The organism is Mycobacterium sp. URHB0044, from assembly GCF_000620625.1.
Taxonomy (GTDB): Bacteria; Actinomycetota; Actinomycetes; order Mycobacteriales; family Mycobacteriaceae; genus Mycobacterium.
Genome location: NZ_JIAW01000008.1, coordinates 174,387 through 198,860, shown reverse-complemented (window position 1 = coordinate 198,860; position 24,474 = coordinate 174,387). Strand labels below are relative to the sequence as shown.

At 67.9% G+C, this 24,474-nt stretch carries 25 protein-coding genes and 1 tRNA gene; 16 read left to right on the top strand and 10 right to left on the bottom strand.

Annotation, left to right across the window (positions count from 1 at the left end; genetic code table 11):
* The first annotated feature begins 7 nt into the window (after positions 1–7).
* Positions 8–343, top strand: a complete 336-nt coding sequence (locus N536_RS38855) for a hypothetical protein (protein WP_369798446.1) — start codon at positions 8–10, stop codon at positions 341–343.
* An 80-nt stretch (positions 344–423) separates the two neighbouring features.
* A tRNA-Glu gene (locus tag N536_RS0118515) sits at positions 424–499 on the top strand.
* On the opposite strand, the gene N536_RS41095 is transcribed toward N536_RS0118515, so the two are convergent.
* Complete coding sequence (locus tag N536_RS41095; protein ID WP_155948639.1) at positions 494–1,321, bottom strand: hypothetical protein; 828 nt, start codon at positions 1,319–1,321, stop codon at positions 494–496. The two genes, N536_RS0118515 and N536_RS41095, sit on opposite strands and share 6 nt — an antisense overlap.
* A gap of 140 nt (positions 1,322–1,461) precedes the next feature.
* Positions 1,462–2,163 (bottom strand): IclR family transcriptional regulator, encoded by a 702-nt coding sequence (locus tag N536_RS0118505; protein WP_029114966.1) that lies wholly within the window; start codon positions 2,161–2,163, stop codon positions 1,462–1,464.
* A 77-nt stretch (positions 2,164–2,240) separates the two neighbouring features.
* Between N536_RS0118505 and leuC the strand changes: the two genes are divergently transcribed.
* From leuC to N536_RS0118490, 3 genes are all read left to right on the top strand, one after another.
* Complete coding sequence (gene leuC, locus N536_RS0118500) at positions 2,241–3,689, top strand: 3-isopropylmalate dehydratase large subunit (protein ID WP_029114965.1); 1,449 nt, start codon at positions 2,241–2,243, stop codon at positions 3,687–3,689.
* Positions 3,690–3,700: 11 nt separating this feature from the next.
* Positions 3,701–4,294 (top strand): 3-isopropylmalate dehydratase small subunit, encoded by a 594-nt coding sequence (gene leuD / locus N536_RS0118495; protein ID WP_029114964.1) that lies wholly within the window; start codon positions 3,701–3,703, stop codon positions 4,292–4,294.
* Between the two features lie 204 nt (positions 4,295–4,498).
* Positions 4,499–5,167 (top strand): HU family DNA-binding protein, encoded by a 669-nt coding sequence (locus N536_RS0118490; RefSeq protein ID WP_029114963.1) that lies wholly within the window; start codon positions 4,499–4,501, stop codon positions 5,165–5,167.
* Positions 5,168–5,242: 75 nt separating this feature from the next.
* Here the strand turns inward: N536_RS0118490 and N536_RS0118485 are convergent, their stop codons facing one another.
* From N536_RS0118485 to cofC, 3 genes are read right to left on the bottom strand one after another with little or no spacing between them, the layout of a single operon-like run.
* Positions 5,243–6,163 (bottom strand): bifunctional NUDIX hydrolase/histidine phosphatase family protein, encoded by a 921-nt coding sequence (locus N536_RS0118485; protein ID WP_029114962.1) that lies wholly within the window; start codon positions 6,161–6,163, stop codon positions 5,243–5,245.
* Positions 6,164–6,223: 60 nt separating this feature from the next.
* Complete coding sequence (locus N536_RS0118480; protein ID WP_029114961.1) at positions 6,224–8,389, bottom strand: RNA degradosome polyphosphate kinase; 2,166 nt, start codon at positions 8,387–8,389, stop codon at positions 6,224–6,226.
* Positions 8,390–8,432: 43 nt separating this feature from the next.
* Positions 8,433–9,104 (bottom strand): 2-phospho-L-lactate guanylyltransferase, encoded by a 672-nt coding sequence (cofC, locus tag N536_RS0118475; RefSeq protein WP_029114960.1) that lies wholly within the window; start codon positions 9,102–9,104, stop codon positions 8,433–8,435.
* A gap of 62 nt (positions 9,105–9,166) precedes the next feature.
* Between cofC and N536_RS0118470 the strand changes: the two genes are divergently transcribed.
* The 3 genes from N536_RS0118470 (at position 9,167) to N536_RS0118460 (ending at position 12,448) form a co-directional block, all read left to right on the top strand.
* Positions 9,167–10,147 carry an NAD(P)H-dependent glycerol-3-phosphate dehydrogenase gene (locus N536_RS0118470; protein WP_036436853.1) on the top strand — a complete coding sequence of 327 codons (981 nt, stop codon included), beginning with the start codon at positions 9,167–9,169 and terminating at the stop codon, positions 10,145–10,147.
* Between the two features lie 13 nt (positions 10,148–10,160).
* Complete coding sequence (locus tag N536_RS0118465; protein WP_029114958.1) at positions 10,161–11,264, top strand: cystathionine gamma-lyase; 1,104 nt, start codon at positions 10,161–10,163, stop codon at positions 11,262–11,264.
* 80 nt (positions 11,265–11,344) lie between these two features.
* The gene (locus tag N536_RS0118460) at positions 11,345–12,448 is read left to right on the top strand and encodes a D-alanine--D-alanine ligase family protein (RefSeq protein WP_029114957.1); all 1,104 of its coding nucleotides are present in this window, start codon (positions 11,345–11,347) and stop codon (positions 12,446–12,448) included.
* On the opposite strand, the gene N536_RS0118455 is transcribed toward N536_RS0118460, so the two are convergent.
* Both N536_RS0118455 and N536_RS0118450 read right to left on the bottom strand, forming a co-directional pair.
* Positions 12,445–12,987 carry a DUF3515 domain-containing protein gene (locus N536_RS0118455; protein WP_029114956.1) on the bottom strand — a complete coding sequence of 181 codons (543 nt, stop codon included), beginning with the start codon at positions 12,985–12,987 and terminating at the stop codon, positions 12,445–12,447. The genes N536_RS0118460 and N536_RS0118455 overlap by 4 nt on opposite strands.
* A gap of 10 nt (positions 12,988–12,997) precedes the next feature.
* Positions 12,998–13,240 carry an Lrp/AsnC family transcriptional regulator gene (locus N536_RS0118450; RefSeq protein ID WP_029114955.1) on the bottom strand — a complete coding sequence of 81 codons (243 nt, stop codon included), beginning with the start codon at positions 13,238–13,240 and terminating at the stop codon, positions 12,998–13,000.
* Between the two features lie 79 nt (positions 13,241–13,319).
* Between N536_RS0118450 and N536_RS0118445 the strand changes: the two genes are divergently transcribed.
* On the top strand, positions 13,320–14,294 hold the full coding sequence (locus N536_RS0118445) for a thiamine-phosphate kinase (protein WP_029114954.1): 975 nt from the start codon (positions 13,320–13,322) through the stop codon (positions 14,292–14,294).
* A 28-nt stretch (positions 14,295–14,322) separates the two neighbouring features.
* The gene (locus N536_RS0118440; protein ID WP_029114953.1) at positions 14,323–15,006 is read left to right on the top strand and encodes a uracil-DNA glycosylase; all 684 of its coding nucleotides are present in this window, start codon (positions 14,323–14,325) and stop codon (positions 15,004–15,006) included.
* Between the two features lie 110 nt (positions 15,007–15,116).
* Here the strand turns inward: N536_RS0118440 and rpmB are convergent, their stop codons facing one another.
* Positions 15,117–15,311: a 50S ribosomal protein L28 gene (gene rpmB, locus N536_RS0118435; protein ID WP_029114952.1), complete on the bottom strand. Its 195-nt coding sequence runs from the start codon at positions 15,309–15,311 to the stop codon at positions 15,117–15,119.
* Positions 15,312–15,496: 185 nt separating this feature from the next.
* On the opposite strand from rpmB, the gene N536_RS0118430 reads away from it, so the two are divergent.
* Genes N536_RS0118430 through N536_RS0118420 form a run of 3 tightly spaced genes read left to right on the top strand, consistent with a single transcriptional unit; the run spans position 15,497 to position 20,057 of the window.
* A complete protein-coding gene (locus N536_RS0118430) occupies positions 15,497–17,128 on the top strand; it encodes a DAK2 domain-containing protein (RefSeq protein ID WP_029114951.1) in 1,632 nt (543 codons plus the stop codon).
* Between the two features lie 2 nt (positions 17,129–17,130).
* Positions 17,131–19,359 carry an ATP-dependent DNA helicase RecG gene (gene recG / locus N536_RS0118425; RefSeq protein WP_029114950.1) on the top strand — a complete coding sequence of 743 codons (2,229 nt, stop codon included), beginning with the start codon at positions 17,131–17,133 and terminating at the stop codon, positions 19,357–19,359.
* On the top strand, positions 19,356–20,057 hold the full coding sequence (locus N536_RS0118420; RefSeq protein ID WP_029114949.1) for an HNH endonuclease family protein: 702 nt from the start codon (positions 19,356–19,358) through the stop codon (positions 20,055–20,057). The genes recG and N536_RS0118420 overlap by 4 nt, the downstream gene beginning before the upstream one ends.
* A gap of 22 nt (positions 20,058–20,079) precedes the next feature.
* On the opposite strand, the gene N536_RS0118415 is transcribed toward N536_RS0118420, so the two are convergent.
* Complete coding sequence (locus tag N536_RS0118415; protein WP_029114948.1) at positions 20,080–20,919, bottom strand: aldo/keto reductase; 840 nt, start codon at positions 20,917–20,919, stop codon at positions 20,080–20,082.
* Positions 20,920–20,924: 5 nt separating this feature from the next.
* Positions 20,925–21,755 carry an aldo/keto reductase gene (locus N536_RS0118410; RefSeq protein ID WP_029114947.1) on the bottom strand — a complete coding sequence of 277 codons (831 nt, stop codon included), beginning with the start codon at positions 21,753–21,755 and terminating at the stop codon, positions 20,925–20,927.
* Here N536_RS0118410 and N536_RS0118405 point away from each other — a divergent pair.
* From N536_RS0118405 to N536_RS0118395, 3 genes are read left to right on the top strand one after another with little or no spacing between them, the layout of a single operon-like run.
* Positions 21,754–22,899 carry an alpha/beta hydrolase gene (locus tag N536_RS0118405; protein ID WP_029114946.1) on the top strand — a complete coding sequence of 382 codons (1,146 nt, stop codon included), beginning with the start codon at positions 21,754–21,756 and terminating at the stop codon, positions 22,897–22,899. The genes N536_RS0118410 and N536_RS0118405 overlap by 2 nt on opposite strands.
* A 34-nt stretch (positions 22,900–22,933) precedes the next feature.
* Entirely contained in the window at positions 22,934–23,812 is an 879-nt protein-coding gene (locus tag N536_RS0118400) for a thioredoxin domain-containing protein (protein ID WP_029114945.1), read from the top strand.
* Positions 23,809–24,438, top strand: a complete 630-nt coding sequence (locus tag N536_RS0118395; protein ID WP_029114944.1) for a vitamin K epoxide reductase family protein — start codon at positions 23,809–23,811, stop codon at positions 24,436–24,438. Before N536_RS0118400 ends, N536_RS0118395 begins: the two co-directional genes overlap by 4 nt.
* The last annotated feature ends 36 nt before the right edge of the window (positions 24,439–24,474 follow it).

Below are 24,474 nucleotides of genomic sequence, written 5' to 3'. Positions count from 1 at the left end.
CTCCGCGCTGCTGGGTTACCTGCATGCGGCCGCGCTGCTGGACACCGTCGGGACGTCGCCGTCGCAATTCCAGCCGATGGTCGGCCAATGGCTCGCCACGATGTCCGGGCTGATGGCGGAGCTCGGCGGGGAGATCGAGGCGGGTCAGTATCTCGATGGGACGTCGCCGGTCGGGTTGAACCGGTGGGCCGTGCAGAAGCTGGTCAACACCAGCCTGGTCCGTGGCGTGTCGGCGAAGCCCCTGCTGCCGCTGCGGGCGCTGCTGGACCGCAGGGTCGCCGACGGTCACGCCGACGAAAGCGTGGGAAGTCTCTTCGAGGCGCTGCGCACGCCGGTGGGGTAGCGCTGCGGATTTGTAGTCGGCCCACGGCGGTGGGCTATGCTGTCAACCCGGTACGCCAATGCGTGCCACACGGAAAGTCTGGCCCCGTCGTCTAGCGGCCTAGGACGCCGCCCTCTCACGGCGGTAGCGTGGGTTCGAATCCCATCGGGGCTACCAGACTTCCCTTCCGCGGATTCTCGCGCCGATAGTTGGTTCGGCTTTCAAGTGGGCAGACCACTGATCTGCCGTGAATCGACAGTTCCCCGATCTGAACTCTCCGGCGGGAAACATGCGAGCTACGCATCCGCACAACGCGCGCCAGAGCCCAGGGTCCACTTGCTGGTTCTCGAGGTGCAGCGCCACTACCCGCCGATCGTCGCCGACATGGCTGAAGAAGACGCCGCCGTCGTGATCGCCGAGGCGAGACGGCCGCTCCAGAAACCAGCCGGTGTAGTCGCGGGGCACTCGCTCGACGGGCACCGCGGGACCACCATAGATTCGCCACGCCACCTCGATTGCCTCCTTCGCGAGCCCCAGGACCCAGTCGGCGGGGGACGGCAGGCGGGCGCCCGGTGCGGTGATGGCCATGTCACGGTCACTGGTCCATGGCTTCACGCGCTCGGTGACGTCGGGGAGGCGCGTGGCTTCGAAGGCGCGGGCAACCACGCGCACGGGAGTGGGGACGTCGAAGTCGAAGCCGAACCCCGAGGCTGCCGCGACCGGCTCTGCACCGTCCATCGCGTGGTCGGGGGAATGCGCGACGGTCTCGCCGAGCGCCGACCATTCGCGGACGTCGGTGGCCGTCAGGCTCAACGTTCGGTAGGTGCGCAGATCTCCCGCGTCCAGACCGCCCGTCCCGAAATCGCGCAAGACCATCTCGACGCGCGCGGGCGTCAGCGCGGCATTCGGGAGGGGAGACAGACTCACGCATTGGCCGCAGTGAAACCAGTCGAACTCATCGAACAACCGGGCGAGTGCCTCGGCCGATCTGATCTCCACCATCCGACCGTAACCATTGCAACGTCACTCGGGAAGTCATTTGATGCAACCCGCGAATTACCGTGCCAGTGCCCGCGGTTCGGGCGGCCTCGCGAATTCCCCTGCGCCGCAGCCGAATCGCCCGGGCTGCTGCGCCCGCGTCACAACCGGCGCGTCAGCGCCTCGGCCGCCGCGAGCAGATCGGCCGCCCAGCGCGCGCCGGGTCGCCGACCCATGCGGTCGATGGGTCCCGACACCGAAACCGCCGCAACCACGGTTCCTCGGCCGTCTCGAACCGGCGCCGAAATACTCGCCACACCGGGTTCGCGTTCGGCTGCGCTCTGCGCCCAGCCCCGCTTGCGCACCTCGGCCAGAGTGCGGTCGGTGAACTTGGCGCCGGGCAGTACCGCCTGCTGAGTGGCGGGGTCGCTATATGCCAGAAGCACCTTGGCGCCCGAGCCCGCGGTCATCGGTAGGCGGGTGCCCACCGGCACCGTGTCGCGAAGGCCGGCCGGCGGTTCGAGCGCCGCCACGCACACCCGAGAGGTGCCCTCACGACGGTAGAGCTGGACGCTCTCCCCAGTGATTTCGCGCAACCGGGGCAGCACCACCGCCCCCGCGGCGAGCAGCGGGTCGTTCACGTGCCCGGCCAATTCGGTCAGTCCGGGGCCGAGCCGCCACCGGCCTTCGGCGTCGCGGTCCAGCAGCCGGTGCGTTTCCAGTCCGGAAGCCAGTCGATGCGCGGTCGCGCGTGGCAGGCCCGTGCGCTCGCACAGTTCGGCCAGCCCGCAGGGTGACTCGGCCACCGAGTGCAGCACGCCCACCGCTTTGTCGAGCACGCCGATACCGCTATCCTGTCTCACAGAGGGATACTAACTTCCCGCATAGTGAGATTGCCAGCCCGGCACCTGCGGATCGCTCCCGAAGGATTGATGACGTCATGACTGAAAAGCCACGCACGATGGCAGAGAAAGTGTGGGCCGACCACGTGGTGGTCACCGGCCCCGGCGAGGGCGCCGCTCGCGAACCGGACCTGATCTACATCGATTTGCACTTGGTCCACGAGGTCACCAGTCCGCAGGCGTTCGACGGTCTCCGGCTCGCGGGGCGCGGCGTGCGTCGGCCGGATCTCACCATCGCCACCGAGGACCACAACGTGCCGACGATCGACATCGACAAGCCGATCGCGGATCCGGTGTCGCGTACTCAGGTCGAGACGTTGCGCCGCAACTGCGAGGAATTCGGCATCCGGCTGCACCCGATGGGTGACGTCGAGCAGGGCATCGTGCACATCATCGGTCCGCAGCTGGGACTGACCCAGCCGGGAACGACCGTGGTGTGTGGTGATTCTCACACCTCTACGCACGGCGCCTTCGGTGCACTGGCGATGGGCATCGGTACGTCGGAGGTCGAGCACGTGCTCGCGACACAGACATTGCCGCTGCGGCCCTTCAAGACCATGGCCGTGAACGTCGACGGCGTGCTGCCCGCCGGCGTCAGTGCCAAGGACGTGATCCTTGCGGTGATCGCGAAGATCGGCACCGGCGGTGGCCAGGGGTACGTCATCGAATATCGCGGCAGCGCCATCGAATCGCTGTCGATGGAAGGGCGGATGACGATCTGCAACATGAGCATCGAGGCCGGCGCCCGGGCCGGAATGATCGCCCCGGACGAGACGACGTTCGAGTTCCTGCGCGGTCGTCCGCACGCCCCCAAGGGTTCCGAGTGGGATGCCGCGGTGGACGCGTGGCGGCGGTTGCGCACCGATGAGGGCGCCGAATTCGACACCGAGGTCTACCTCGACGCCTCGACGCTGAGCCCGTTCGTCACCTGGGGCACCAACCCCGGCCAAGGTGTGCCACTCGCCGGCGCGGTGCCCGACCCCGAGATGATCTTCGACGAGGGCGATCGCCAGGCAGCCGAGAAGGCGTTGACCTACATGGACTTGTCTCCGGGAACGGCGATGCGGGACATCGCAGTCGACGCCGTCTTCGTCGGCTCCTGCACGAACGGCCGGATCGAGGACCTGCGCGTAGTCGCAGACGTGTTGCGCGGCCGCAAGGTTGCCGACGGGGTGCGGATGCTGGTGGTGCCGGGTTCGATGCGGGTCCGCGCACAGGCCGAATCCGAAGGGCTGGGTGAGGTCTTCACCGCGGCAGGCGCGGAGTGGCGCCAGGCCGGCTGCTCGATGTGCCTGGGCATGAACCCCGATCAACTCGCGCCGGGGGAGCGCTGTGCGTCGACCTCCAACCGCAACTTCGAGGGCCGACAGGGCAAGGGCGGGCGCACGCATCTGGTGTCGCCCGCCGTGGCGGCGGCCACCGCGGTGCGCGGCACGCTGTCCTCGCCGTCCGACTTGTCCGACCCTTCCGCCGCCTCGAATCGTTAGGGGAAACAGCCATGGAAGCGTTCCAAACCCACACCGGTATCGGCGTCCCGCTGCGCCGGTCGAATGTCGATACCGACCAGATCATTCCGGCCGTGTATCTGAAGCGCGTCACCCGAACGGGTTTCGAGGATGGGCTCTTCGCGGCCTGGCGCAACGATCCGTCCTTCGTTTTGAACCTGCCACCCTTCGACAGGGGCTCGGTATTGGTGGCGGGGCCAGATTTCGGCACCGGCTCGTCGCGTGAGCACGCGGTGTGGGCACTCATGGACTTCGGCTTCCGGGTCGTCATCTCGTCACGGTTCGCCGACATCTTCCGCGGCAATTCCGGAAAAGCGGGGCTTCTCGCCGCCGAAGTCGCACAAGACGATGTGGAACTGCTGTGGAAACTCATCGAGCAGCATCCGGGTCTGGAAATCACTGTGAATCTTCAAGATCGGACCATCGCCGCTGGAACGGTCATGCTGCCGTTCAACATTGACGATTACACCGCTTGGCGACTGCTCTCCGGACTCGACGATATCGGCCTTACGCTGCAGAAACAGGCCGAGATCGAGGCCTTCGAGCAGCGCAGGCCGAGCTGGAAGCCGCGCACTCTGCCGGCCTGAAGGCGGGCCCCGAAAGGGCCGAAATCACGGGCCAGCAACCCCGTTTGGGACACGCGTACCACCGCCGGTGTGGGGCAACCAGATTGCCGAATTCCTCGCTAGCTACGCTTGAAATTGGGCGTGGCTCTTGGAAATCAGCGGTGTAAAGGTTTACCGTGTCCACTAGTCGGTCCAAAGTGGACCACTGGCTTCGGAGGTTTTGCAATGAACAAGGCAGAGCTCATCGATGTCCTCACGGACAAGTTGGGCACCGATCGTCGGCAAGCTACCGCCGCCGTGGAGAACGTCGTAGACACCATCGTGCGTGCCGTCCATAAGGGCGACAGCGTCACCATTACCGGGTTCGGCGTGTTCGAACAGCGCCGCCGCGCAGCTCGGGTTGCACGCAATCCGCGCACGGGCGAGACGGTGAAGGTCAAGCCCACGTCTGTACCGGCGTTCCGGCCGGGCGCTCAGTTCAAGGCGGTTGTGTCTGGCGCACAGCGTCTCCCGGCGGAAGGACCAGCAGTGAAGCGTGGCGCGACGGCGGCACCGGCCCGGAAGGCAGCCGTGAAGAAGGCGGTCAAGAAGGCCGCGACCAAGGCTCCGGCCAAGAAGGCCGCGACCAAGGCGCCCGCCAAGAAGGTGGCCACCAAGGCTCCGGCCAAGAAGGCCGCGACCAAGGCTCCCGCCAAGAAGACCGCAGCCAAGAAGGCTCCGGCTGCCAAGAAGGCTCCGGTCAAGAAGGCCGCAGTCAAGAAGGCTCCGGCTGCCAAGAAGGCTCCGGCCGCCAAGAAGGCTCCCGCCAAGAAGGCAGCCACGAAGGCTCCGGCCAAGAAGGCCGCCACCAAGGCTCCGGCCAAGAAGGCGCCCGCCAAGAAGGGCCGCAAGTAGCAGCACGTACCGGAATCAGTTCCGGTACAAGACACGCCGTAGACCCCTCGGGTCTACGGCGTGTCTGCGTGAGCGTTACGAGCGCGTGGACAGGGCGCTGCCGATGTGGTCGGCGGCCACCAACGTGTCGCCGACCAGCGACAGCACCCATGTGCTGCCCTTGCGGTTGCGCGACTTGTCGGGCCGAACACCGTCCCGTTCACACCACCATGCGACGAGATCAGGGATCACCTTTCCCTGCGTGCAGATGACCGGCGTGCCATCGGCCTTCGCGATCTCGAGGACGCGGAGTCGGCCGGCATCGTGATCGTCGGCGTACGCCTCCTCGGTCAATAACGGCTCGTCGTTGATGACGACGCCCAACTCCTCGGCCAGTGGCTCGAGTGTCTGACGGCACCGCACCCGGGGCGCGGCGTAGGTCTCGGTGGCGCCGAACGCCAGCAGCTGGCCAACCAACGACTCGGCCTGCGCGCGTCCGCGTTTGTCGAGCGGTCGCTTCCGGTCGTCGCCCTTGTACCGCGACTTGGTGCCGGCCACACCGTGCCGGACGATCAATACCGTCTTCGTGTCGGCAGGCTGTTTTACGAAGCGCCGCAATACCTTTCGGTCATGTGGATACTGCACCCGCTTCATCGCGTCCGCGACGGGAAGCCAGATCAGCTGGTCGACTTCGTCCCCGGGAACGAAGTCGCCGCCGAGCGCGCGGGCCGCCCAGTACCGCACCTTCTTGGTGCCTTGCTCGACCGGATAGCTGACCGACGCAAGTCGCCGGCCGAGCTTGGCTGCGTAGCCGGTCTCCTCCTCGACCTCGCGTACCGCGGTGACCGGTTCGGTTTCGCCGGGGTCGACCTTGCCCTTGGGCAGGGACCAGTCGTCGTAGCGCGGTCGGTGCACCACCGCGACTTCCGTAGCGTCGGATGCGTTGGCGTATCGCCAGAGCACAGCACCCGCAGCCAGGATCGTCGTGGTTGCGGGGCGAGCGGACTTCTTGGGCACCTCAACTCCTGCACGTCATTCGGGGGCCGGTGTGCCCCGTCGAGTCGGTCGGCGTCGTCCTCAGTGGTGCCTGTGCCGTTCCATCAGCGACACCTGATGGTCGCGTACGGTCTGGCCCTCGTGCGGCGACGCCGTCCAGTGACCGTCTGCTTCGAGTTCCCAGCACCTGGTGGCGGGATCCATGGCCGACGTGAACACGTCGTCCAGCTGTGCGGTCAGCCTCGGATCCTTGACCTGTGCCATCACCTCGACGCGACGGTCGAGATTACGGTGCATCATGTCGGCGCTTCCGATCCAGAACTCGTCGATGGCGCGGAAGTGAATAATGCGCGAGTGTTCCAGGAATCGGCCGAGAATCGACCGCACCACCACGTTCTCGGAGAACCCTGGCACCCCCGGGCGTAGCGCGCAGATGCCCCGCACCACGACCTCGACCCGGACCCCGGCCTGCGACGCCCGGTACAGCGAATCGATCACCTGCTCGTCGACCAGGGCGTTGGCCTTCAACCGAATCCCGGCTTCGGCACCCTCCTGCTTGGCGGCGATTTCACGCTCGATGCGCTCGACGATGCCCCGGCGCACGCCGTAGGGCGCCACCAGAAGGTTGCGGTAGGACACCTTTCGGGAGTAACCCGTCAGCGAGTTGAACAAGTCGGTGAGGTCGGCACCGATGTCGGGTGAGGCGGTCAGCAGGCCGACGTCCTCGTACAGCCTTGCCGTCTTCGGGTTGTAGTTACCGGTCCCGATGTGGCAGTAGCGCCGAATCGCCGAGCCCTCACGGCGCACCACCAAACACGTCTTGCAGTGTGTCTTGAGCCCGATCAGCCCGTACACCACGTGCACGCCCGCCTGCTCCAGTGCACGGGCCCACTTGATGTTGGCCTGTTCGTCGAAGCGGGCCTTGATCTCAACCAACGCGACGACCTGCTTGCCCGCCTCCGCGGCGTCGATCAATGCGTTGACGATCGGTGAGTCGCCGGATGTGCGGTACAGCGTCTGCTTGATGGCCAACACGTTCGGATCCGCCGCGGCCTGTTCGATGAAGCGCTGCACCGACGTCGAGAACGAATCGTAGGGGTGATGGACGAGCACGTCGCCGTCGCGCAACGTGGAGAAGATGCTCTTGGGGGTCTCGCGCTCACCGAACGCCGGTGGCGTGGCAGGCACGAACGGCGGGTCCTTGAGGTCGGGCCGGTCGACGCCGTAGATCTGCCACAGCGACGACAGGTCCAGAAGGCCGGGCACCTCGATGACGTCGCCGGGGTGAACGTCGAGTTCGCGCAACAACAATTCGAGCATGTTCTCGGTCATGTCGTCGGCGATCTCCAGCCGCACCGGCGAGCCGAACCGCCGCCGTGCCAGCTCGCGTTCGAGCGCCTGCAGCAGATCCTCGTCGCGGTCCTCTTCGACTTCGAAGTCGGCGTTGCGGGTGATGCGGAACGCGTGATGTTCGACGATCTCGAGGCCTGGAAAGAGGACCGGCAGGAACGCCGCGATCAGCTCCTCCATCGGCAGGAACTGCACTTCACCCTCGAAGCCGTCCCGCACGCGGAGTTCGACGAACCGGTCGACGTTGTCGGGCACCTTGATTCGGGCGAAGTGCTGGGTGCCGTCCTCGGGCTGCTTGACGGTGATCGCCAGGTTCAGGCTCAAGCCGCTCACGAACGGAAACGGGTGCGCCGGGTCGACGGCGAGCGGCGTCAGCACCGGGAACACCTGTTCGTGGAAGTAAGTGGACAGGCGCCCCTTTTCGACGTCGTCGAGCTCGTTCCAGGTGAGGATCACGATGCCCTGCTCCGCCAGCGCGGGGCGCACGAGTTCGCCGAACACCGTGGCATGCCGGGTGGCGATCTGCTGGGTGCGCTCACCGATGCGGCGCAGTTGTTCGCGTGGCGAAAGGCCGTCGGCCGAGCGGACGGAGAGCCCCATCTCGTCGCGGCGTTTCAGGCCCGCGACCCGCACCATGTAGAACTCGTCGAGGTTGGAGGCGAAGATGGCAAGGAACTTCGCCCTCTCGAGTAGGGGCAGCGACGTGTCGGCGGCCAGGGCCAGCACGCGCGCATTGAAGTCCAGCCAGCTCAGTTCCCGGTTGAGGTAGCGCTCCTCCGGCAGGGCATTGTCGATCTGGTCGGGCGTCGCCGCAGGTGGAGCCTCGGGTGTAGCAGTACCCGACACCCACTCCGCGTCGGCAGGTCGCGTTTCGGCTTCGGTCACAAGCTCGATCATTCCCTATCGGCGACGCCCGGGGCTAGGCGTGACCGCGTGGGGGTCATCCTTCGACGCGAGACAACCCGATCGCGCTGACCGCGGCCGCGGTGGCCGGGCCGATGCCCAGCCGCATCGCGGTCGACAGATCGTCGGCCGTGTCGATGTCGCACCGTAGCCCCGGCCACGGGACTGTCAACGCCGTTGCACCCGAATCCGCGTGGCGCCGTGCCGAATCCGGCCCGAAGAGGGGATTGGGTGCTGCCCCGAAGGCAAACAGCGCCGCGGTGCCGGTGCCGTGCCGGTCGCCGACGAAACTGCGCGGCCGGTGCCTGGCCGCGGCGATGGCCTCGGCAAGTTCGTGCGGCTGCAGCGCCGGCAGATCACCTTGGAGGACAACGATGTTCGATGCGCCTGCCGCGACGGCTGCCGCGGCAGCAAGGATGGCGTTGTTCAACGGGTCGTGGTGACCGTCGGGGGTGGGGTCGGCCAGTGCCCGCGCACCGAGCCCGCGCGCGGTCGAGGCGGCCACCTCGTCGGGTGTGACGACGGTAATCCCGCGCACCGCCGGCACCGCTGACGCCGCATTGATGGTGTCGACCAGCATGGCGAGAACGACGTTCTCCCTGCCTGTGGCGGACATCACGGGCGCCAGCCGCGTCTTGGCAGCGCCGAGTCGCTTGACCGCGATGATCACCTCGACGTCCGCCGGGGCGCCGGCGGGATGGCCGTTCATGGTTGCCATCCTGCCAGCCCAGTGCCCAGGCTAGATTTGAAGCCGTGGTGGACGCGGCTGTGATGGGTGCCGGTGCGTGGGGCACGGCCTTGGCGAAGGTGCTCGCGGATGCGGGCAACGACGTCACGCTGTGGGCGCGGCGCCAGGAGCTGGCCGACGAGATCAATGACACTCACCGCAATACCAACTACCTCGGGGACGTCGAACTTCCCAAGACGGTCAGAGCCACCGGCGATCCGGCTGCGGCGCTGGCAGGCGCGTGCACCGTACTGCTCGCCGTGCCGGCGCAGACCCTGCGGACCAACCTCGAGCAATGGCGCGACCACGTCGGCGGCGACGCCACGCTGGTGAGCGTGGCCAAGGGCATCGAGCTGAACACGCTGATGCGGATGAGCCAGGTGATCACCCAGGTGACGGGGGCGGGCGCCGATCGGGTAGCCGTCGTCACCGGCCCGAACCTCGCCAGTGAGATCGTCGACCAGCAGCCTGCCGCCACCGTGGTCGCCTGCGCCGACTCGGGCCGGGCCGTCGCGCTTCAGCGCGCGCTGTCCACCGGATACTTCCGCCCGTACACCAACACCGACGTGGTTGGCGCAGAAATCGGTGGCGCGTGCAAGAACGTCATCGCCCTGGCCTGCGGCATGGCCGCCGGAGTGGGGCTTGGCGAGAACACCGCCGCAGCGATCATCACCAGGGGTCTCGCCGAGATCATGCGGCTGGGAATTGCCTTGGGCGCCAAGGGCACGACGTTGGCGGGTCTGGCCGGCGTCGGCGATCTGGTCGCCACCTGCACGTCACCGCGTTCGCGCAATCGAGGGTTCGGCGAACGCCTTGGCCGGGGCGGCACCATGGAATCGGCGCTCGCCGCGGCCGGCGGCCACGTCGCCGAGGGGGTGACGTCGTGCCAGTCGGTGCTTGCCCTCGCGTCGAGCTATGACGTCGAGATGCCGCTGACCGACGCGGTGAACCGCGTCTGCCACAAGGGTCTTTCGGTCGACGAAGCCGTGGCGTTGCTGCTGGGTCGCAGCACCAAACCGGAATAGGGCCAATAGGGCTATGGACGGCCACTACGGTGATTCCACCCGCAGCGTCAAGGCCACGGCGTCCCAGCGCATTCCGGGCCAGCCGGTGGCTCCGCCGCCGGTTCCCGCGTCGGCGTACCACCTCTCGGCAGACGAATCGCTGCCCCTGGACACCTACGGTCGTGGCGCCAATCCCAGCTGGCGCCAACTCGAATCGGCCCTGGCCCAACTCGAGGGTGCCGCATCGGCGTTGACGTTCGGTTCCGGGATGGCAGCCATCACGTCGGCGTTGCGGGCGCTGGTCCGGCCCGGCATGACTCTCGTCGTGCCCGCCGACGGCTACTATCAGGTCCGGCGGTATGCGGCGGAAAGCCTTGTGCCGCAAGGAGTGACGGTCATCGAGGCCTCCGCGAACCAGATGTGCGACGCCGCCGCCGACGCGCAGGTGGTGCTGGCCGAGACGCCGGTGAACCCGACGCTCGACGTCGTTGACCTGTATCGGTTGGCGATGATCTGCCGGGCCCGCGATGCCACCCTCGTCGTCGACAACACCACGCCGACGCCGTTCGGCCAGCACCCCCTGTCGCTGGGTGCAAACCTGGTCGTGGCGAGCGCCACCAAGGGATTGGCCGGGCACAGCGACGTCGTTGCCGGTTACGTCGCAGGCAGCCATCCCGATCTCATGGCCGCCGTCGAACGCGAACGCCTGCTGGCCGGCGCCATCCTCGGCCCGTTCGAGGCGTGGTTGACGCTGCGCAGTCTGGGCAGCGCGGGGTTGCGCTTCGAACGGCAATGCCAGAACGCCCAGGCCGTCGCGTTGATGTTGCACGCACATCCGGCGGTGCGGTCGGTGCGCTACCCGGGGTTGCCCGACGATCCCTCCCACGGCGTCGCGTGCCGCCAGATGGCGCGCTTCGGCGGATTGGTCAGCGTCGAACTCGCCGACGCGGCCGCCGTGCACGCGTTGGTGGATCGCAGTTCCTTGCTGGTCGCGGCCACCAGTTTCGGTGGTCTGCACACCTCCGTCGACCGTCGGGCCCGCTGGGGTGACCCGGTCGCTGAGGGGTTCGCCCGGATTTCCCTTGGCATAGAGGACACCGACGACCTGCTGGCCGACATCGATCAGGCTCTCCGCTGAGTCGATTCCCGCGGCCGCTGCGCTCCCGCACGCTTGCGCGGACCACCCTCCGGATCGCCGACGGGTAGCCTCTCTAGATTGTGACTGCCCGCACGCGCGTCGCCGTCGTCTACGGCGGACGTAGCTCCGAACACGCCATTTCGTGCGTTTCCGCTGGCAGCATCCTGCGCAATCTCGATCCGGAGCGGTTCGAGGTGGTCGCCGTCGGCATTTCGCCCGAGGGATCCTGGGTGCTCACGGACGCGCGGCCCGAGACGCTCGCCATCACCGACGGCCAACTGCCGCAGGTGAGCGGCACGTCGGGCACCGCGCTGGCGCTGTCCGCCGACCCCGTCCGGCGCGGTGAACTGCTCTCGCTCGGCAAGGGGCCCGGTGACCTGTTGACGACCGTCGACGTCGTGTTCCCCGTCCTGCACGGTCCCTACGGAGAGGACGGCACCATCCAGGGGTTGCTCGAGCTCGCAGGCGTGCCCTATGTCGGCGCCGGGGTGCTTGCCAGCGCCGCGGGCATGGACAAGGAATTCACGAAGAAGTTGCTCGCCGCGGAGGGTCTGCCGATCGGTGACCAGGTGGTGTTGCGGCCGCACGACGCCACCGTGGAACTCGAGGACCGTGAGCGACTAGGCCTTCCGGTGTTCGTCAAGCCCGCCCGCGGCGGCTCCTCGATCGGCGTCAGCCGCGTCGTGGCGTGGGACGAGCTGCCTTCGGCCATCGAGCTGGCCCGCAGGCACGATCCCAAGGTGATCGTCGAAGCCGCCATTCCGGGGCGTGAACTCGAGTGTGGAGTGCTCGAATTCCCCGACGGCACAGTCGAAGCCAGCACCGTCGGCGAGATCCGGGTCGCCGGAGTGCGTGGCCGCGAGGACGCGTTCTACGACTTCGCCACCAAATACCTCGAAGACGCCGCGGAACTCGACGTTCCCGCCAAGGTCGACGACGAGATCGCCGACACCGTACGACAATTGGCCATCCGAGCGTTCCGCGCCATCGACTGTCAAGGCCTGGCCCGTGTCGACTTCTTCCTCACCGAGCACGGGCCGGTGATCAACGAGATCAACACCATGCCCGGCTTCACCACCATCTCGATGTACCCGCGGATGTGGGCAGCCAGCGGGATCGACTACCCGACGCTGCTGTCGACCATGGTCGACACCGCGCTGGCGCGCGGCACCGGCCTGCGCTAGCGCACCGGGCGTGGATTGACCGGCACCGCCGGCATCGCGGCGGCGACCGCCGTCGAAATCAGCTGTATCGGCGTCGGACCCGACCCGTCGGGCAGCGTCAGCGCGACGTACACCGGCCGGTCCACCGTGATCCAGGTGCTGCGGCCCTCGTCACCGATGCGGAACCAGTCCACGTCGTCGACGACCTGGACGGGCGTGCCAGCGACGAAGTCGACGGGCTGTTCCAGGCCGCAGCGCAAAATCACGGGTTCGCCGTCGGGATTCGCCCGCCACGCCGCGGCCCCGACGGGGGCGGGTTCGGCGGCCGGGACCCGCTGGTAGTCGCCCAGCCGGTCGGGCAGCCCGGCGACCAGAGCGTGGCAGGCGTCGCTGCCGGCCTGCGGCGCGGGAACGGACACGATCGCGACGGGGCGTTGCTGCGGGGGTGTTTGCCGGATCATCGCGAACACCAGCACGCCGATCACGGCAGCCACGGCCACGATCACGGCGGCCACCAGGACGCCGCGGGGCGGGCCGTCGGGTCCGTCGTCGGAGGTCACACGCGCAACTCTAGGGCTGCGCTCCGTCGGCGATGGGACAGGTCAGGGTGCGGGTGATCCCGGTGACGTGCTGAACGCTGGGAACGACGGTGTCTTGTAGGTCGCGAAGGGAGTCGGCGGCGATGCGGACCACGACGTCGTAGGGGCCGGTGACGTACTCGGACGAGACGACACCCGGCAGCGCGGCAAGTTGTTTGGCGATGACTTCGGCGCGGCCGACCTCGGTCTGAATCAGCATGAAGGCTTCGACCACGCGCTATCTCCTCCTTCCTGCTGCATAGACTTCGGGGGACCAAACGTACCGCAGGTCGCGCGGGTGTTCAGGGGACGAAATGGCGAGCGAGAACGACGAGACGAAGACGACCTTGGCGGGGCTTGGCGAATTCGCCGTGATCGATCGGCTGGTGCGCGGTCGGCAGCAGCCGGCGGCGGTGGCGCTCGGCCCCGGCGACGACGCGGCGGTGGTCCTCTCACCCGACGGTCGCACCGTGGTGACCACCGACATGCTGGTCGAGGGCCGCCACTTCCGGCTGGACTGGTCGACCCCGCATGACCTGGGCCGCAAGGCAATCGCGCAGAACGCGGCCGACGTCGAGGCCATGGGTGCGACCGCCACCGCCTTCGTCGTCGCGTTCGGCGCGCCCGGCGACACGTCGGGCGATGACGTGCTCGCACTGTCCGACGGCATGTGGGCGGAGGCCGGGCTATTCGGGGCGGGGATCGTCGGAGGCGATCTGGTCGCGGCCCCGCAGTGGGTGATCTCGGTCACGGCGCTGGGTGACCTGGCTGGCCGCGACCCGGTGCGGCTGGACGGGGCCCGTCCCGGGGACTCGGTGGCGGTGGTGGGCGGTCTCGGGCGGTCGGCGGCGGGATATGCGTTGTGGCACAACGATGTTCGCGACGACATTAGCGAGTACGACGCGCTTCGCAGGCTACATCTCACGCCTGAGGTGCCCTACGGGCAGGGGCGCGCCGCCGCGGACGCGGGTGCGACGGCGATGACCGACGTGTCCGACGGTCTGGTGGCCGATCTGAGCCACGTCGCGGACGCGTCGGCTGTTGGCATCGACGTGTCCCGCGCGGCGCTGGCCGCCGATCACGACGGGCTCGTCGCAGCCGCCGCGGCGACGGGACAGGACGCGTGGGAGTGGGTGATGGGTGGGGGAGAGGACCACGCCCTCGTCGCGACGTTCCCCGGGGCGCTGCCCGACGGCTGGCGCCGCATCGGCGTCGTGGTCGCCGGACCGTCGCGCGTACTGGTGGACGGAAACCCGTGGCGTGGAAACGCGGGCTGGCAGTCGTTCTGAGAAGCGGCGCACGCTAGGTTGACCCATCATGACGGCACGCCCATTGCACGAACTCGTCGAGGAGGGTTGGGCCCGCGCGCTGCAACCCGTCGAGGAACAGGTCACGCTGATGGGGAAGTTTCTCCGCAGCGAGATCGACGCCGGCGAGCGGTACCTACCGGCGGGTGAGAACGTCTTGCGCGCCTTCACGTTTCCGTTCGACGACGTGCGGGTGCTCATCGTCGGCCAGGATCCCTATCCCACGCCGGGACACGCCGTGGGGTTGAGCTTCTCGGTGGCGCCCGACGTGCGGCCGCTGCCGCGCAGCCTGGACAACATCTTCCGCGAGTACATCGCCGACCTCGGGCATCCCGCGCCCACGTCGGGTGATCTGACGCCGTGGGCGCAGCGTGGCGTGATGCTGCTCAACAGGGTGCTCACCGTGCGGCCCGGGACTCCGGCGTCGCACCGGGGCAAGGGTTGGGAAGCGGTGACCGAGTGCGCCATCCGCGCCCTCGTGTCGCGGCCACGTCCGTTGGTGGCGGTGCTGTGGGGGCGCGACGCGGCGACGCTGAAGCCGATGTTGGTCGGCGATCGGTGCATGACGATCGAGTCGGTGCACCCGTCGCCGTTGTCGGCGTCACGCGGCTTCTTCGGCTCACGGCCGTTCAGCCGGGCCAACCAGCTGCTCGCCGAGATGGGTGCGGATCCGATCGACTGGCGGCTGGATTAGCGCGCCTGGCGGACCGCGGTTGCGCCGAGCCTGCTGTCAGATCGCAAGAATGGCGCAGATCGCGATCTCACCGCAGTCTCGGCGAGGGAAGAACGTGTGTCGAGCGGGACTTAGCCCCGTGCGACCTTGCCGGCCTTGATGCAGGACGTGCAGACGTTCAAGCGCTTCTTGTTGCCGCCTGGGCGGTCGACGGCGCGCACCGGCTGGATGTTCGGATCCCAGCGACGGCTGGTCCGGCGATGGGAGTGCGACACCGACTTGCCGAAGCCGGGGCCCTTCCCGCAGATATCGCACACGGCAGCCATGTAGAAACTCCTCGATCAGTACTGGGGGGCCAACGACCACGAGCGGGTGACCCGACAACCCGACCAGAATACCGGGCTCGGTGGGTATCACCAAAACGCATCCACCGGTGCGAATGCTTCTGCCGTGGTGTCGGGTGGAATGGCTAGGCTTGCGCGCACGCGGCGGCTCGTGGTTGGAGGTGGGGATGTCGGCTCGTCGGCTCGACGCCGCCACTCTGCGGCATTGGGCGCATCTGGCGGTCGGCGGCCTCCTCGCCCACACCGACGAGATCAACCGGCTGAACGTCTTCCCAGTTGCCGACGCCGATACCGGGACGAACATGCTGTTCACCATGCGTGCGGCCTGCGCATGTGCCGACTCGCGCGCCGACGACGACGTGGCGGCGGTGGCCGCGGCGCTCGCCGACGGTGCATTGCAAGGCGCCCGCGGCAACTCCGGCGTCCTCCTGTCACAGATTCTGCGGGGCGTCGCCGACGTCACCGCCCAGGCCACGACCGAGCGCGACGGTCTTCTCGCCGGTCTCGACGGCGAACTGTTCGGCGCGGCTCTGCGACGCGGGCTCGGCCTTGCGGTCACGTCGGTGGGTGAAACCGTGCCGGGCACCATCGTCACCGTGCTGCAAGCCGCGGCCGACGCCGCGCAGGACGCTTCCGCCGACGGCGCGGACCTCGTCACGGTCGTCGCAACGGCCTGCGAGGCGGCGGCGATTGCGCTGGAGAAGACCACGCAACAACTCGACGTGCTCACCAAGGCCGGCGTGGTCGACGCGGGAGGGCGCGGGCTGCTGGTGCTGCTCGACGCGATGACGTCCGCGCTGACCGGACAGGCGCCGCACCGGGGCGAATATGACGCGGCTCCGCCAGCGGACGATGCGGCGACGATCACGACGGGCGTCCCACCACAGTTCGAGGTGATGTACCTGCTGGCCGACTGCGACCACGCCGGTGTCGAACTGCTGCGCGAGCGGCTCGGACGGCTCGGCGAATCGGTGGCCATCGCGGCATCCGGACGTGGCGGCCAGTACTCGGTGCACGTCCACGCCGACGATGCGGGCGGCGCCGTGGAGGCGGCGCTGGACGTCGGCACGCCCAGCCGCATCCAGGTCACCGCGCTGACCGGCAACGCCGGGGCCAGGCCGTCCGGTGGATGGAGCCACGACCGGGCGGTGCTTGCGATCGTCGACGGCGACGGCGCGCAGGCGCTGTTCGCCGGCGAGGGTGCGCACGTGCTGCGGCCCGACGGCGGCGAGCCGATCAGCGCGCAACGGCTGCTGCGCGCTCTCGTCGACGTCGGCGCCGCGCAGATCATGGTGCTTCCCAACGGATATCTCGCCGCCGAGGAATTGGTCGCCGGCTGCACCGCGGCGATCGGCTGGGGCATCGACGTGGTTCCCGTGCCTGCGGCGTCGATGGTCCAGGGCCTTGCCGCGCTCGCGGTGCACGACGCGACGCGCCAGGCCGTCGACGACGGCTACACGATGGCGCGCGCCGCGGCGGGAGCTCGGCACGGCTCGGTCCGGGTCGCCACCGAAGAGGCGCTCACCTGGGCGGGCACCTGCCGACCCGGTGAAGGGCTGGGCATTTCGGGCGACGAGGTGCTGATCGTCGGGCATGACCTGATTGCCGCCGGGGCAGGCTTGATCGATTTGATGCTCACCTCGGGCGGTGAACTCGTCACCGTGCTGACCGGAGCCGACGTCGAACCGAGCGTCGGCGAGGCCCTGCAGGCGCACGTACGCGGCAAGCATCTGGCGGCCGAGCTGGTGACCTATCACACCGGCCACGGCGGCGACGCCCTGCTGATCGGGGTGGAGTAACCGTGGTCGCGCTCACCGACGGACTGCTGCACGTGCTCGGCGCGAAGGCCGCCAAGTCGCTGGACGAGCACTTCGGCATCCGCACCGTGGACGACCTGTTGCGGCACTATCCGCGCAAGTACAGCGACGGCATGACGGTCCGAGGAGAGGGCGAGGCCCTCGATCTCGAAGCGGGGGAGCACGTCACCTTCGTCGACGTCATCTCCGACGTGGTCACCAAGCCGATGAAGCAGCAGCCGGGCAAGCGGCCACGCAAGTACGCAATCGTCACCCTGGGAAATCGAAAGCCCAAGGTGACGGCCACGTTCTTCAACGCCGACTACCTGGTGAAGCAATTGCCCAAGGGCGCCCGGGTGATGTTGTCGGGCGAGGTGTCGTACTTCCGCGACGTCATGCAGCTGACTCATCCGGAATTCTTGGTGCTCGATGGGTCGGGGCAGGGCACGGGCAGCAAGTCGCTGGCCAAGATCGCGGAGGGGGCCGGCGACGAGGCCGAGCTGCTGGCGGCGTTCGAACGCGACTACTTCCCCATCTACGGGGCCAGCGCGAAGCTGCAGAGTTGGGACATCTTCGCGTGCGTGCGCCAGGTACTGGCCGTACTCGATCCGATCGAGGATCCACTACCGGAAAGCGTTCGGCGGCAGTGGGATCTGTGCTCCGAAGACGAGGCGCTGCGTGGGATCCACATGGCCGAGCGCGTCGAGGACCGCGACCGGGCACGACAGCGGCTGACCTTCGACGAGGCCATCGGACTGCAGTGGGCCCTGGTCGAACGCAGGTACGGCGCGCTGAGTGACACCGGCCCGCCAGCGCCGAAACGCGACGACGGGTTGGCCGCTGCGCTACACGACCGGCTGCCGTTCGAGCTGACCAAGGGTCAACGCGAAGTACTCGACGTGCTCACCGAGGAACTCGCGTCCACCAAGCCCATGCACCGGATGCTGCAGGGTGAGGTCGGCTCTGGCAAGACAATCATCTCGGTGCTGGCCATGCTGCAGATGGTCGATGCCGGCTTCCAGTGCGCTCTGCTCGCGCCAACGGAAGTTCTTGCTGCCCAACACGATCGGTCCATTCGCGATGTACTGGGACCACTCGGCATGGCGGGACAGCTCGGCGGTGCGGAAGGCGCCACCCGGGTGGCGCTGCTCACCGGATCCATGACGCCGCAGCAGAAGCGCCAAGTGCGCGACGAGGTGGCGACGGGGCAGGCCGGCATCGTCATCGGGACGCACGCGCTGCTGCAGGACGCCGTCGACTTCCATCAACTGGGCATGGTGGTGGTCGACGAACAACACCGCTTCGGTGTCGAGCAGCGGGATCGATTGCGCGCCAAGGCAACCGGTGGCATAACGCCGCATCTGCTGGTGATGACCGCAACGCCGATTCCCCGCACTGTGGCGCTGACGGTCTACGGCGATCTGGAGACCTCGACCCTGCGGGAACTGCCGCGCGGTCGCCAGCCGATCACCACCAACACCATCTTCGTGAAGGACAAGCCGCAGTGGCTGAGCCGGGCGTGGCAGCGCGTCGCCGAGGAGGTCGGCGCTGGACGACAGGCCTACGTGGTGGCGTCGCGCATCGACGACACCGAGAAGGGCGCCAAGAAGGACGGTGGCCCGAAGCCCCTGACCGTCGTCGAGGTGCTCGACCACCTCAAGCACGGGCCGCTGGCCGGCCTGCGGCTGGGCCTCATGCACGGACGGTTGAGCGGCGACGAGAAGGACGCCGTCATGTCGGCCTTCCGCAACGGTGAGATCGACGTTCTGGTGTGTACCACCGTCATCGAGGTCGGTGTCGACGTCCCCAACGCGACCGTGATGGTCGTGATGGACGCCGACCGGTTCGGCATCAGCCAGCTGCACCAGCTGCGCGGCCGGATCGGCCGGGGCAGCCACGCCAGCCTGTGCCTGCTGGCCACCAACCTTCCCGAAGCCTCGAAGGCGGGCGCGCGCTTGAAGGCCGTGGCGTCCACCCTCGACGGCTTCGAACTCGCCGACCTCGACCTCGCCGAGCGGCGCGAGGGAGACGTCTTGGGCCTCAACCAGTCTGGGCGGGCGATCACGCTCAAACTGCTATCGCTGGCCGAACACCGCGAAATCATCGAAGCCGCGCGGGAATTCTGCGAATCGCTCTACGGTGACGACCCGACACTGGTCCGGCACCGCGGCATCGCGCTGCTGGCGGCGCCGTTCTCCGATACCGACGCGGTCGAGTACCTGGACAAGTCGTGAGGCGGTTGGCCTGGCTGGTGGCCGGGGTGCTGCTCGCCGTGGTGGTGGCGGTCCAGGTGATGTCGACGACGGGGCGCGCCGACCGGTTCGTGGCCGACGCCGACGTTCCCACCGTCGCGCCCGGCGTCGACGTGCTCGCAGGCATCCCGGAGATCCCGCAGCGCATCCACGGAAACGATTACCGCCGAGCTGCTTTCGGCGACACCTGGACCGACGACAACACCGCACCCGGCGGCCACAACGGCTGTGACACCCGCAACGACGTCCTCGATCGCGACCTGCTCGACAAGACCTACGTGTCGATCACGCGGTGCCCCACCGCGGTTGCCACCGGCACGCTGCACGACCCGTACACCAACGCCGTCATCCCGTTCACCCGTGGAGCTCAGGTGGGCGCCGCCGTCCAAATCGACCACATCGTTCCGTTGGCCCTCGCGTGGGATCTGGGCGCGCGGAACTGGCCCGACGAATTGCGCGTCCGGTTCGCCAACGATCCGGCGAACCTGCTCGCGGTCGACGGACCGGCCAACCAGGAAAAGGGCGATGGACAACCCGCGGTGTGGATGCCGCCCAACCACGCGTTCTGGTGCCAGTACGCGGTGCAGTTCGCCGAGGTGTTGCGCGGCTATGGACTTCCGATCGACCAGCCGTCCGCGGTGGTGCTGCGCGATGCCGCGACTACCTGTCCGACGGGCTGAGTCTCGCCCGGAGAGGTGGGGCTTACGTGCCCGTGTAGGTCTCGGGGTCGGGCCGGAAGCGGGTGCCCTCGTCGAGCGCGCTCAGCTGATCGATGTGCTCGGCGGCCAACTCGAAGTCGAACACGTCGAAGTTCTCGGCGATGCGCTCGGGGGAGGACGACCGCGGGATCACGACGTTGCCGAGCTGGATGCTCCACCGGATCAGCACCTGCGCAGGAGTCTTGCCGTACTCGCCCGCGATCGACTGAACCGTCGCGTTCTGCAGCACCTTGCCCACGCCGAGCGGTGAGTATGCCTCGGTCACGATGTCGTGCTCGGCGTTGACCGCGCGCAGCTCGGCCTGATTCAGCAGCGGATGCAGTTCGATCTGGTTGATCGCCGGAACGAAGAACGACAGCTCGATGACGTTGGAGAGGTCCTCGGCCGTGAAGTTGCAGACGCCGATCGACTTGGCGTGGCCGACTTCCTTGGCCTTCATCAGGCCGCCCCAGCTGTCGACGTACTTGCCGGGATTGCCCGCCGGCCAGTGGATGAGGTACGCGTCGACGTAGTCCAGCCCCAGCCGTTCCAGGCTGGCCTTGCACGCATCCTGCGATGCCTGAAAGCCCTGGTCCTCGGTGGCGAGCTTGGTGGTCACGAAGATCTCGGCACGCGGAATGCCCGACGCGGCGACCGCCCGGCCCACCGCGGCCTCGTTGCCGTAAGCCGCGGCGGTGTCGATGAGGCGGACGCCGATCTCAAGCGCCGACGACACCGCCTGCTCGGTTTGCGCGTCCGTCAGCTCACCCACGCCGATCCCGAGAACCGGAATGGTGTTCCCGTCGTTGAGAGACAAATTGGGAGTCGCTGCGGCCGAGGTCATGTCACCTATCCTGTGAAGTTGAACGTTCGTGGATCGGGACCCAGTCGGGTGCCATCCTCGAGCGAGGCGACGGACGTCATGTCCTGCTCACTCAGCTCGAAGTCGAACACGTCGAAGTTGCTCACAATCCGATCGGGGTTCACCGATTTGGGGATGACGATATTACCGAGCTGGATGTGCCACCTAATCAGGACCTGTGCTGGCGTTTTGCCGTGTGCCTCGGCGAGCTTGGTGACGGTCGGGTGCTCCAGCAGCGAGCCCTGGCCCAACGGGCTCCACGCCTCGGTAGCTATGCCCAGGCTGGCGTGCACTTCCCGCAGTTCGCGTTGCGGCAGAAGGGGGTGCAGCTCAATCTGATTGACGGCGGGGACGATTCCCGTCGCATCGATCAGGATGTTCAGATGCTCGGGTTCGAAGTTGCTGACGCCGATGGAGCGGATGCCGCCCTGGTCGCGCAGGTTGGCGAAGGCCTTGAACGTGTCGACGTAGGCGTTCGCCTCGGGCACGGGCCAGTGAATGAGGTAGAGGTCGAGGTAGTCGACCCCCAACTTCGAAATGCTGGCGTCGAAGGCCTTCAACGTCTTGTCGTAACCCTGCTCGGAGTTCCACAACTTCGTCACCAGGAAGACGTCCTCCCGAGGGACGCCCGAGGCGGCGACCGCACGCCCGACCTCGGCCTCGTTGCCGTACGCTGCCGCGGTGTCGACGTGCCGGTAACCGGCGGTCAGTGCGGCGCCAACGGCCCGCTCGGTATCGTCGGCCGGCGTCTGCCATACCCCCAACCCGATGGCGGGTATCGAATTACCGTCGTTCAGCGTGACTGATGGAGTTGCCATGACGAAGAGTCTGCCAGCCGAGGCTGTGCACACCCGATCACCACTGGCCAAGGGTCATTCGGACGTGGACCGTCCGAGTCGGGTCCGTCTGGCCGTGCTCAACGGGGCCAGCGGAGTCCTGCTGCGCGCACTGCCGAAGATCCCCGATCCCGTCAAGCGGCTGCTCCTCGGTGGACGGACGGTGACGATCGACGGCAACACTCTGGACGTCACGTTGCAGCTGATGCTGGCCGCGCAACGGGTCTCGGGTGTCAATGGACTGGTCGCCAGTCGCGACGTGGCAGTGGCCCGCTCCCAGCTGCGCAAGCTCGCCGCGAAGATCGCCCCTGCCATCGCCGTCGGCGTGACCGACATCACCATCCCAGGCGCCGCTGGCGCCATCAGGGCCCGGCACTACGTTCCCGTGAACAACGTCAACAACCCAGAGCCCGCGCTGCTCGTCTTCTTCCATGGTGGCGGCTTCGTCATCGGCGACATCGACACTCACGACGGCCTGTGCCGCCTGCTCTGCCGGGACGCGGGTGTGCACGTGCTGTCCGTCGACTATCGGCTCGCCCCCGAGCATCAGGCGCCCGCAGCCGCAGAGGACTGCTACACCGCTTATCGGTGGGCACAGCAGCACGCGGCGGAACTCGGCGCCGACCCGACCCGGATCGCGGTCGGCGGTGACAGCGCGGGCGGCAACCTCGCCGCCGTCGTGTCGCAGCAGGCCCGCGACGAGGGTGTGCAACTGCCGGCGCTGCAACTGCTGCTGTACCCCGTTGCCCAGTTCGGTGACGAGACGCGTTCGGGGACGCTGTTCTCCGACGGATACTTCCTGACCAAGCGGGACATGGACTGGTTCCGCGACAACTACCTCGCCGATCCCGCTGTGGCGATGACCGACCCGCGGGTGTCGCCGCTGCGGGCCGCCGACCTGTCCGGCCTGCCAGCGGCATTGGTGGTGACCGGGGGCTTCGACCCGCTGCGCGACGAAGGCAACCAGTACGCCGATGCGCTGGCGGCGGCCGGTGTCGCCGTCGATCACCGGCAGTTCGGCTCGCTGGTGCACGGCTTCGCCAACTTCTTCACCCTCGGCGGCGATAGCGCCACCGCGATGGCGGAGGTCGTTTCCGCGGTGCGCGCGCATCTGAGCCGGACCTGACGGACGCCGGAAACGCCGCCGGTACCCTAGTCGCGTGGCCACGAAACCCAAGAAGACCGCAAGCTACGACCTGAAGGCCGCCGATCGCCGGCGCAACCTCATGATCCAGATCGGGCTGACCGCCGTCGTCGTGGTGTTCGCCGTGGCCCTGGTGCTCTACATCGTGATGTCTGGCAGCAAGAAGCCCTCGGGTGGCGAGACGAAGTCGATCCGGGTGGCGTCGAGCAACTTGATCACCAAGGAGGGCACCTCCGAACCGAAGGCCGTGCTGTCCCTCTACGAGGACTTCCTCTGCCCGGTCTGTGGCCGCTTCGAGCAGACGTTCGGCCCGACGATCAATCAGCTGATCGAGAGCGGCGCCATCGCGGCCGACTACAACATGGTCGCGATCCTGGACCGGCCGGCCAACCAGAACTACTCGTCGCGCTCCGGCGCCGCCGCGTACTGCGTGGCCGACGAGGACACCACTCCGGACAAGCAGGTCTTCCGACGGTTCCACGCCGCGCTGTACGCCCAGCAGCCCAGCGAGACGGGAACGATCTTCCCCACCAACGAGCAGTTGATCGAAACCGCCCGGCAGGCCGGTGTGGTGGGCAAGGTGCCCGAATGCATCAACAGCGGCCGCTACGTCGACATGGTCGACGGCCTCGCCGCGGCGTCGAAGGTGAACGCCACTCCGACGGTCCGGATCAACGGTGAGGACTACGAGTACTCCACGCCCGACGCCCTGGTCGCCAAGATCAAGGAGATCGTCGGCGACCTGCCGAACGTGACCGCCGCGCCGCCTGCGCCCGCCCCGACGCAACCGGGCGCACCGGCAGCGCCAGCTGCCCCCGGGCAACCCGGCGCACCCGCAGCGCCGGCCGCCCCGACGCCGCCCGCAGCACCCGCGGCGCCGACGACGACGCGATGACCGTCACCGCGGCGACTGGAGAGCCGTCGACCGAGCCATCGGCCGACGGCCCCGCATTCGCCGTACCGAGGGCGAGCGCCCTCTGGGTGTTGATTGCCGGCGTCCTCGGCCTCGCCGCCGCCGTCACGCTCACGATCGAGAAGATCGAGCTGCTCCAGAACCCCGCCTACGTCCCGTCCTGCAACCTCAATCCGGTCCTTTCCTGCGGATCGGTGATGGTCACCCCGCAGGCTGCGGCTTTCGGCTTTCCCAACCCGCTGATCGGCGTCGTCGCGTTCTCGGTGGTCGTGGTCACTGGTGTGCTCGCGGTCGCGAAAGTTCCACTGCCGCGGTGGTATTGGGCCGGCCTGGCCGTCGGCACCACGCTGGGCGTGGTCTTCATCCACTGGCTCATCTATCAGAGCCTCTACACCATCGGCGCGCTGTGCCCGTACTGCATGGTGGTGTGGGCCGTGACCATTCCGCTGCTGGTGGTGGTGGCGTCGATCGCGCTGGCGCCCCAGGAGGGCAACGCGGTGGCGCGAGCGATTCACCAGTGGCGCTGGTCGCTGGTCGCGCTGTGGTTCACGGCGCTGGTTCTGCTGATTCTGGTGCGCTTCTGGGATTACTGGTCGACGCTGATCTAGGAACGGGCGGCCAAATCGGAGAGGTTAAGGTAGCGC

Excerpts from the sequence above, each read along its gene's own strand:
- N536_RS0118440 (WP_029114953.1), top strand. The coding sequence starts at position 14,323 with ATGACGGCACGCCCATTGCACGAACTCGTCGAGGAGGGTTGGGCCCGC.
- N536_RS0118405 (WP_029114946.1), top strand. The coding sequence starts at position 21,754 with ATGACGAAGAGTCTGCCAGCCGAGGCTGTGCACACCCGATCACCACTG.
- N536_RS0118465 (WP_029114958.1), top strand. The coding sequence starts at position 10,161 with ATGGACGGCCACTACGGTGATTCCACCCGCAGCGTCAAGGCCACGGCG.
- leuD (WP_029114964.1), top strand. The coding sequence starts at position 3,701 with ATGGAAGCGTTCCAAACCCACACCGGTATCGGCGTCCCGCTGCGCCGG.
- N536_RS0118430 (WP_029114951.1), top strand. The coding sequence starts at position 15,497 with ATGTCGGCTCGTCGGCTCGACGCCGCCACTCTGCGGCATTGGGCGCAT.
- N536_RS0118490 (WP_029114963.1), top strand. The coding sequence starts at position 4,499 with ATGAACAAGGCAGAGCTCATCGATGTCCTCACGGACAAGTTGGGCACC.
- N536_RS0118395 (WP_029114944.1), top strand. The coding sequence starts at position 23,809 with ATGACCGTCACCGCGGCGACTGGAGAGCCGTCGACCGAGCCATCGGCC.
- N536_RS0118410 (WP_029114947.1), bottom strand. The coding sequence starts at position 21,755 with ATGGCAACTCCATCAGTCACGCTGAACGACGGTAATTCGATACCCGCC.
- cofC (WP_029114960.1), bottom strand. The coding sequence starts at position 9,104 with ATGAACGGCCATCCCGCCGGCGCCCCGGCGGACGTCGAGGTGATCATC.
- N536_RS0118415 (WP_029114948.1), bottom strand. The coding sequence starts at position 20,919 with ATGACCTCGGCCGCAGCGACTCCCAATTTGTCTCTCAACGACGGGAAC.
- N536_RS0118480 (WP_029114961.1), bottom strand. The coding sequence starts at position 8,389 with ATGATCGAGCTTGTGACCGAAGCCGAAACGCGACCTGCCGACGCGGAG.
- N536_RS0118445 (WP_029114954.1), top strand. The coding sequence starts at position 13,320 with ATGGCGAGCGAGAACGACGAGACGAAGACGACCTTGGCGGGGCTTGGC.
- N536_RS0118470 (WP_036436853.1), top strand. The coding sequence starts at position 9,167 with ATGGGTGCCGGTGCGTGGGGCACGGCCTTGGCGAAGGTGCTCGCGGAT.
- rpmB (WP_029114952.1), bottom strand. The coding sequence starts at position 15,311 with ATGGCTGCCGTGTGCGATATCTGCGGGAAGGGCCCCGGCTTCGGCAAG.
- leuC (WP_029114965.1), top strand. The coding sequence starts at position 2,241 with ATGACTGAAAAGCCACGCACGATGGCAGAGAAAGTGTGGGCCGACCAC.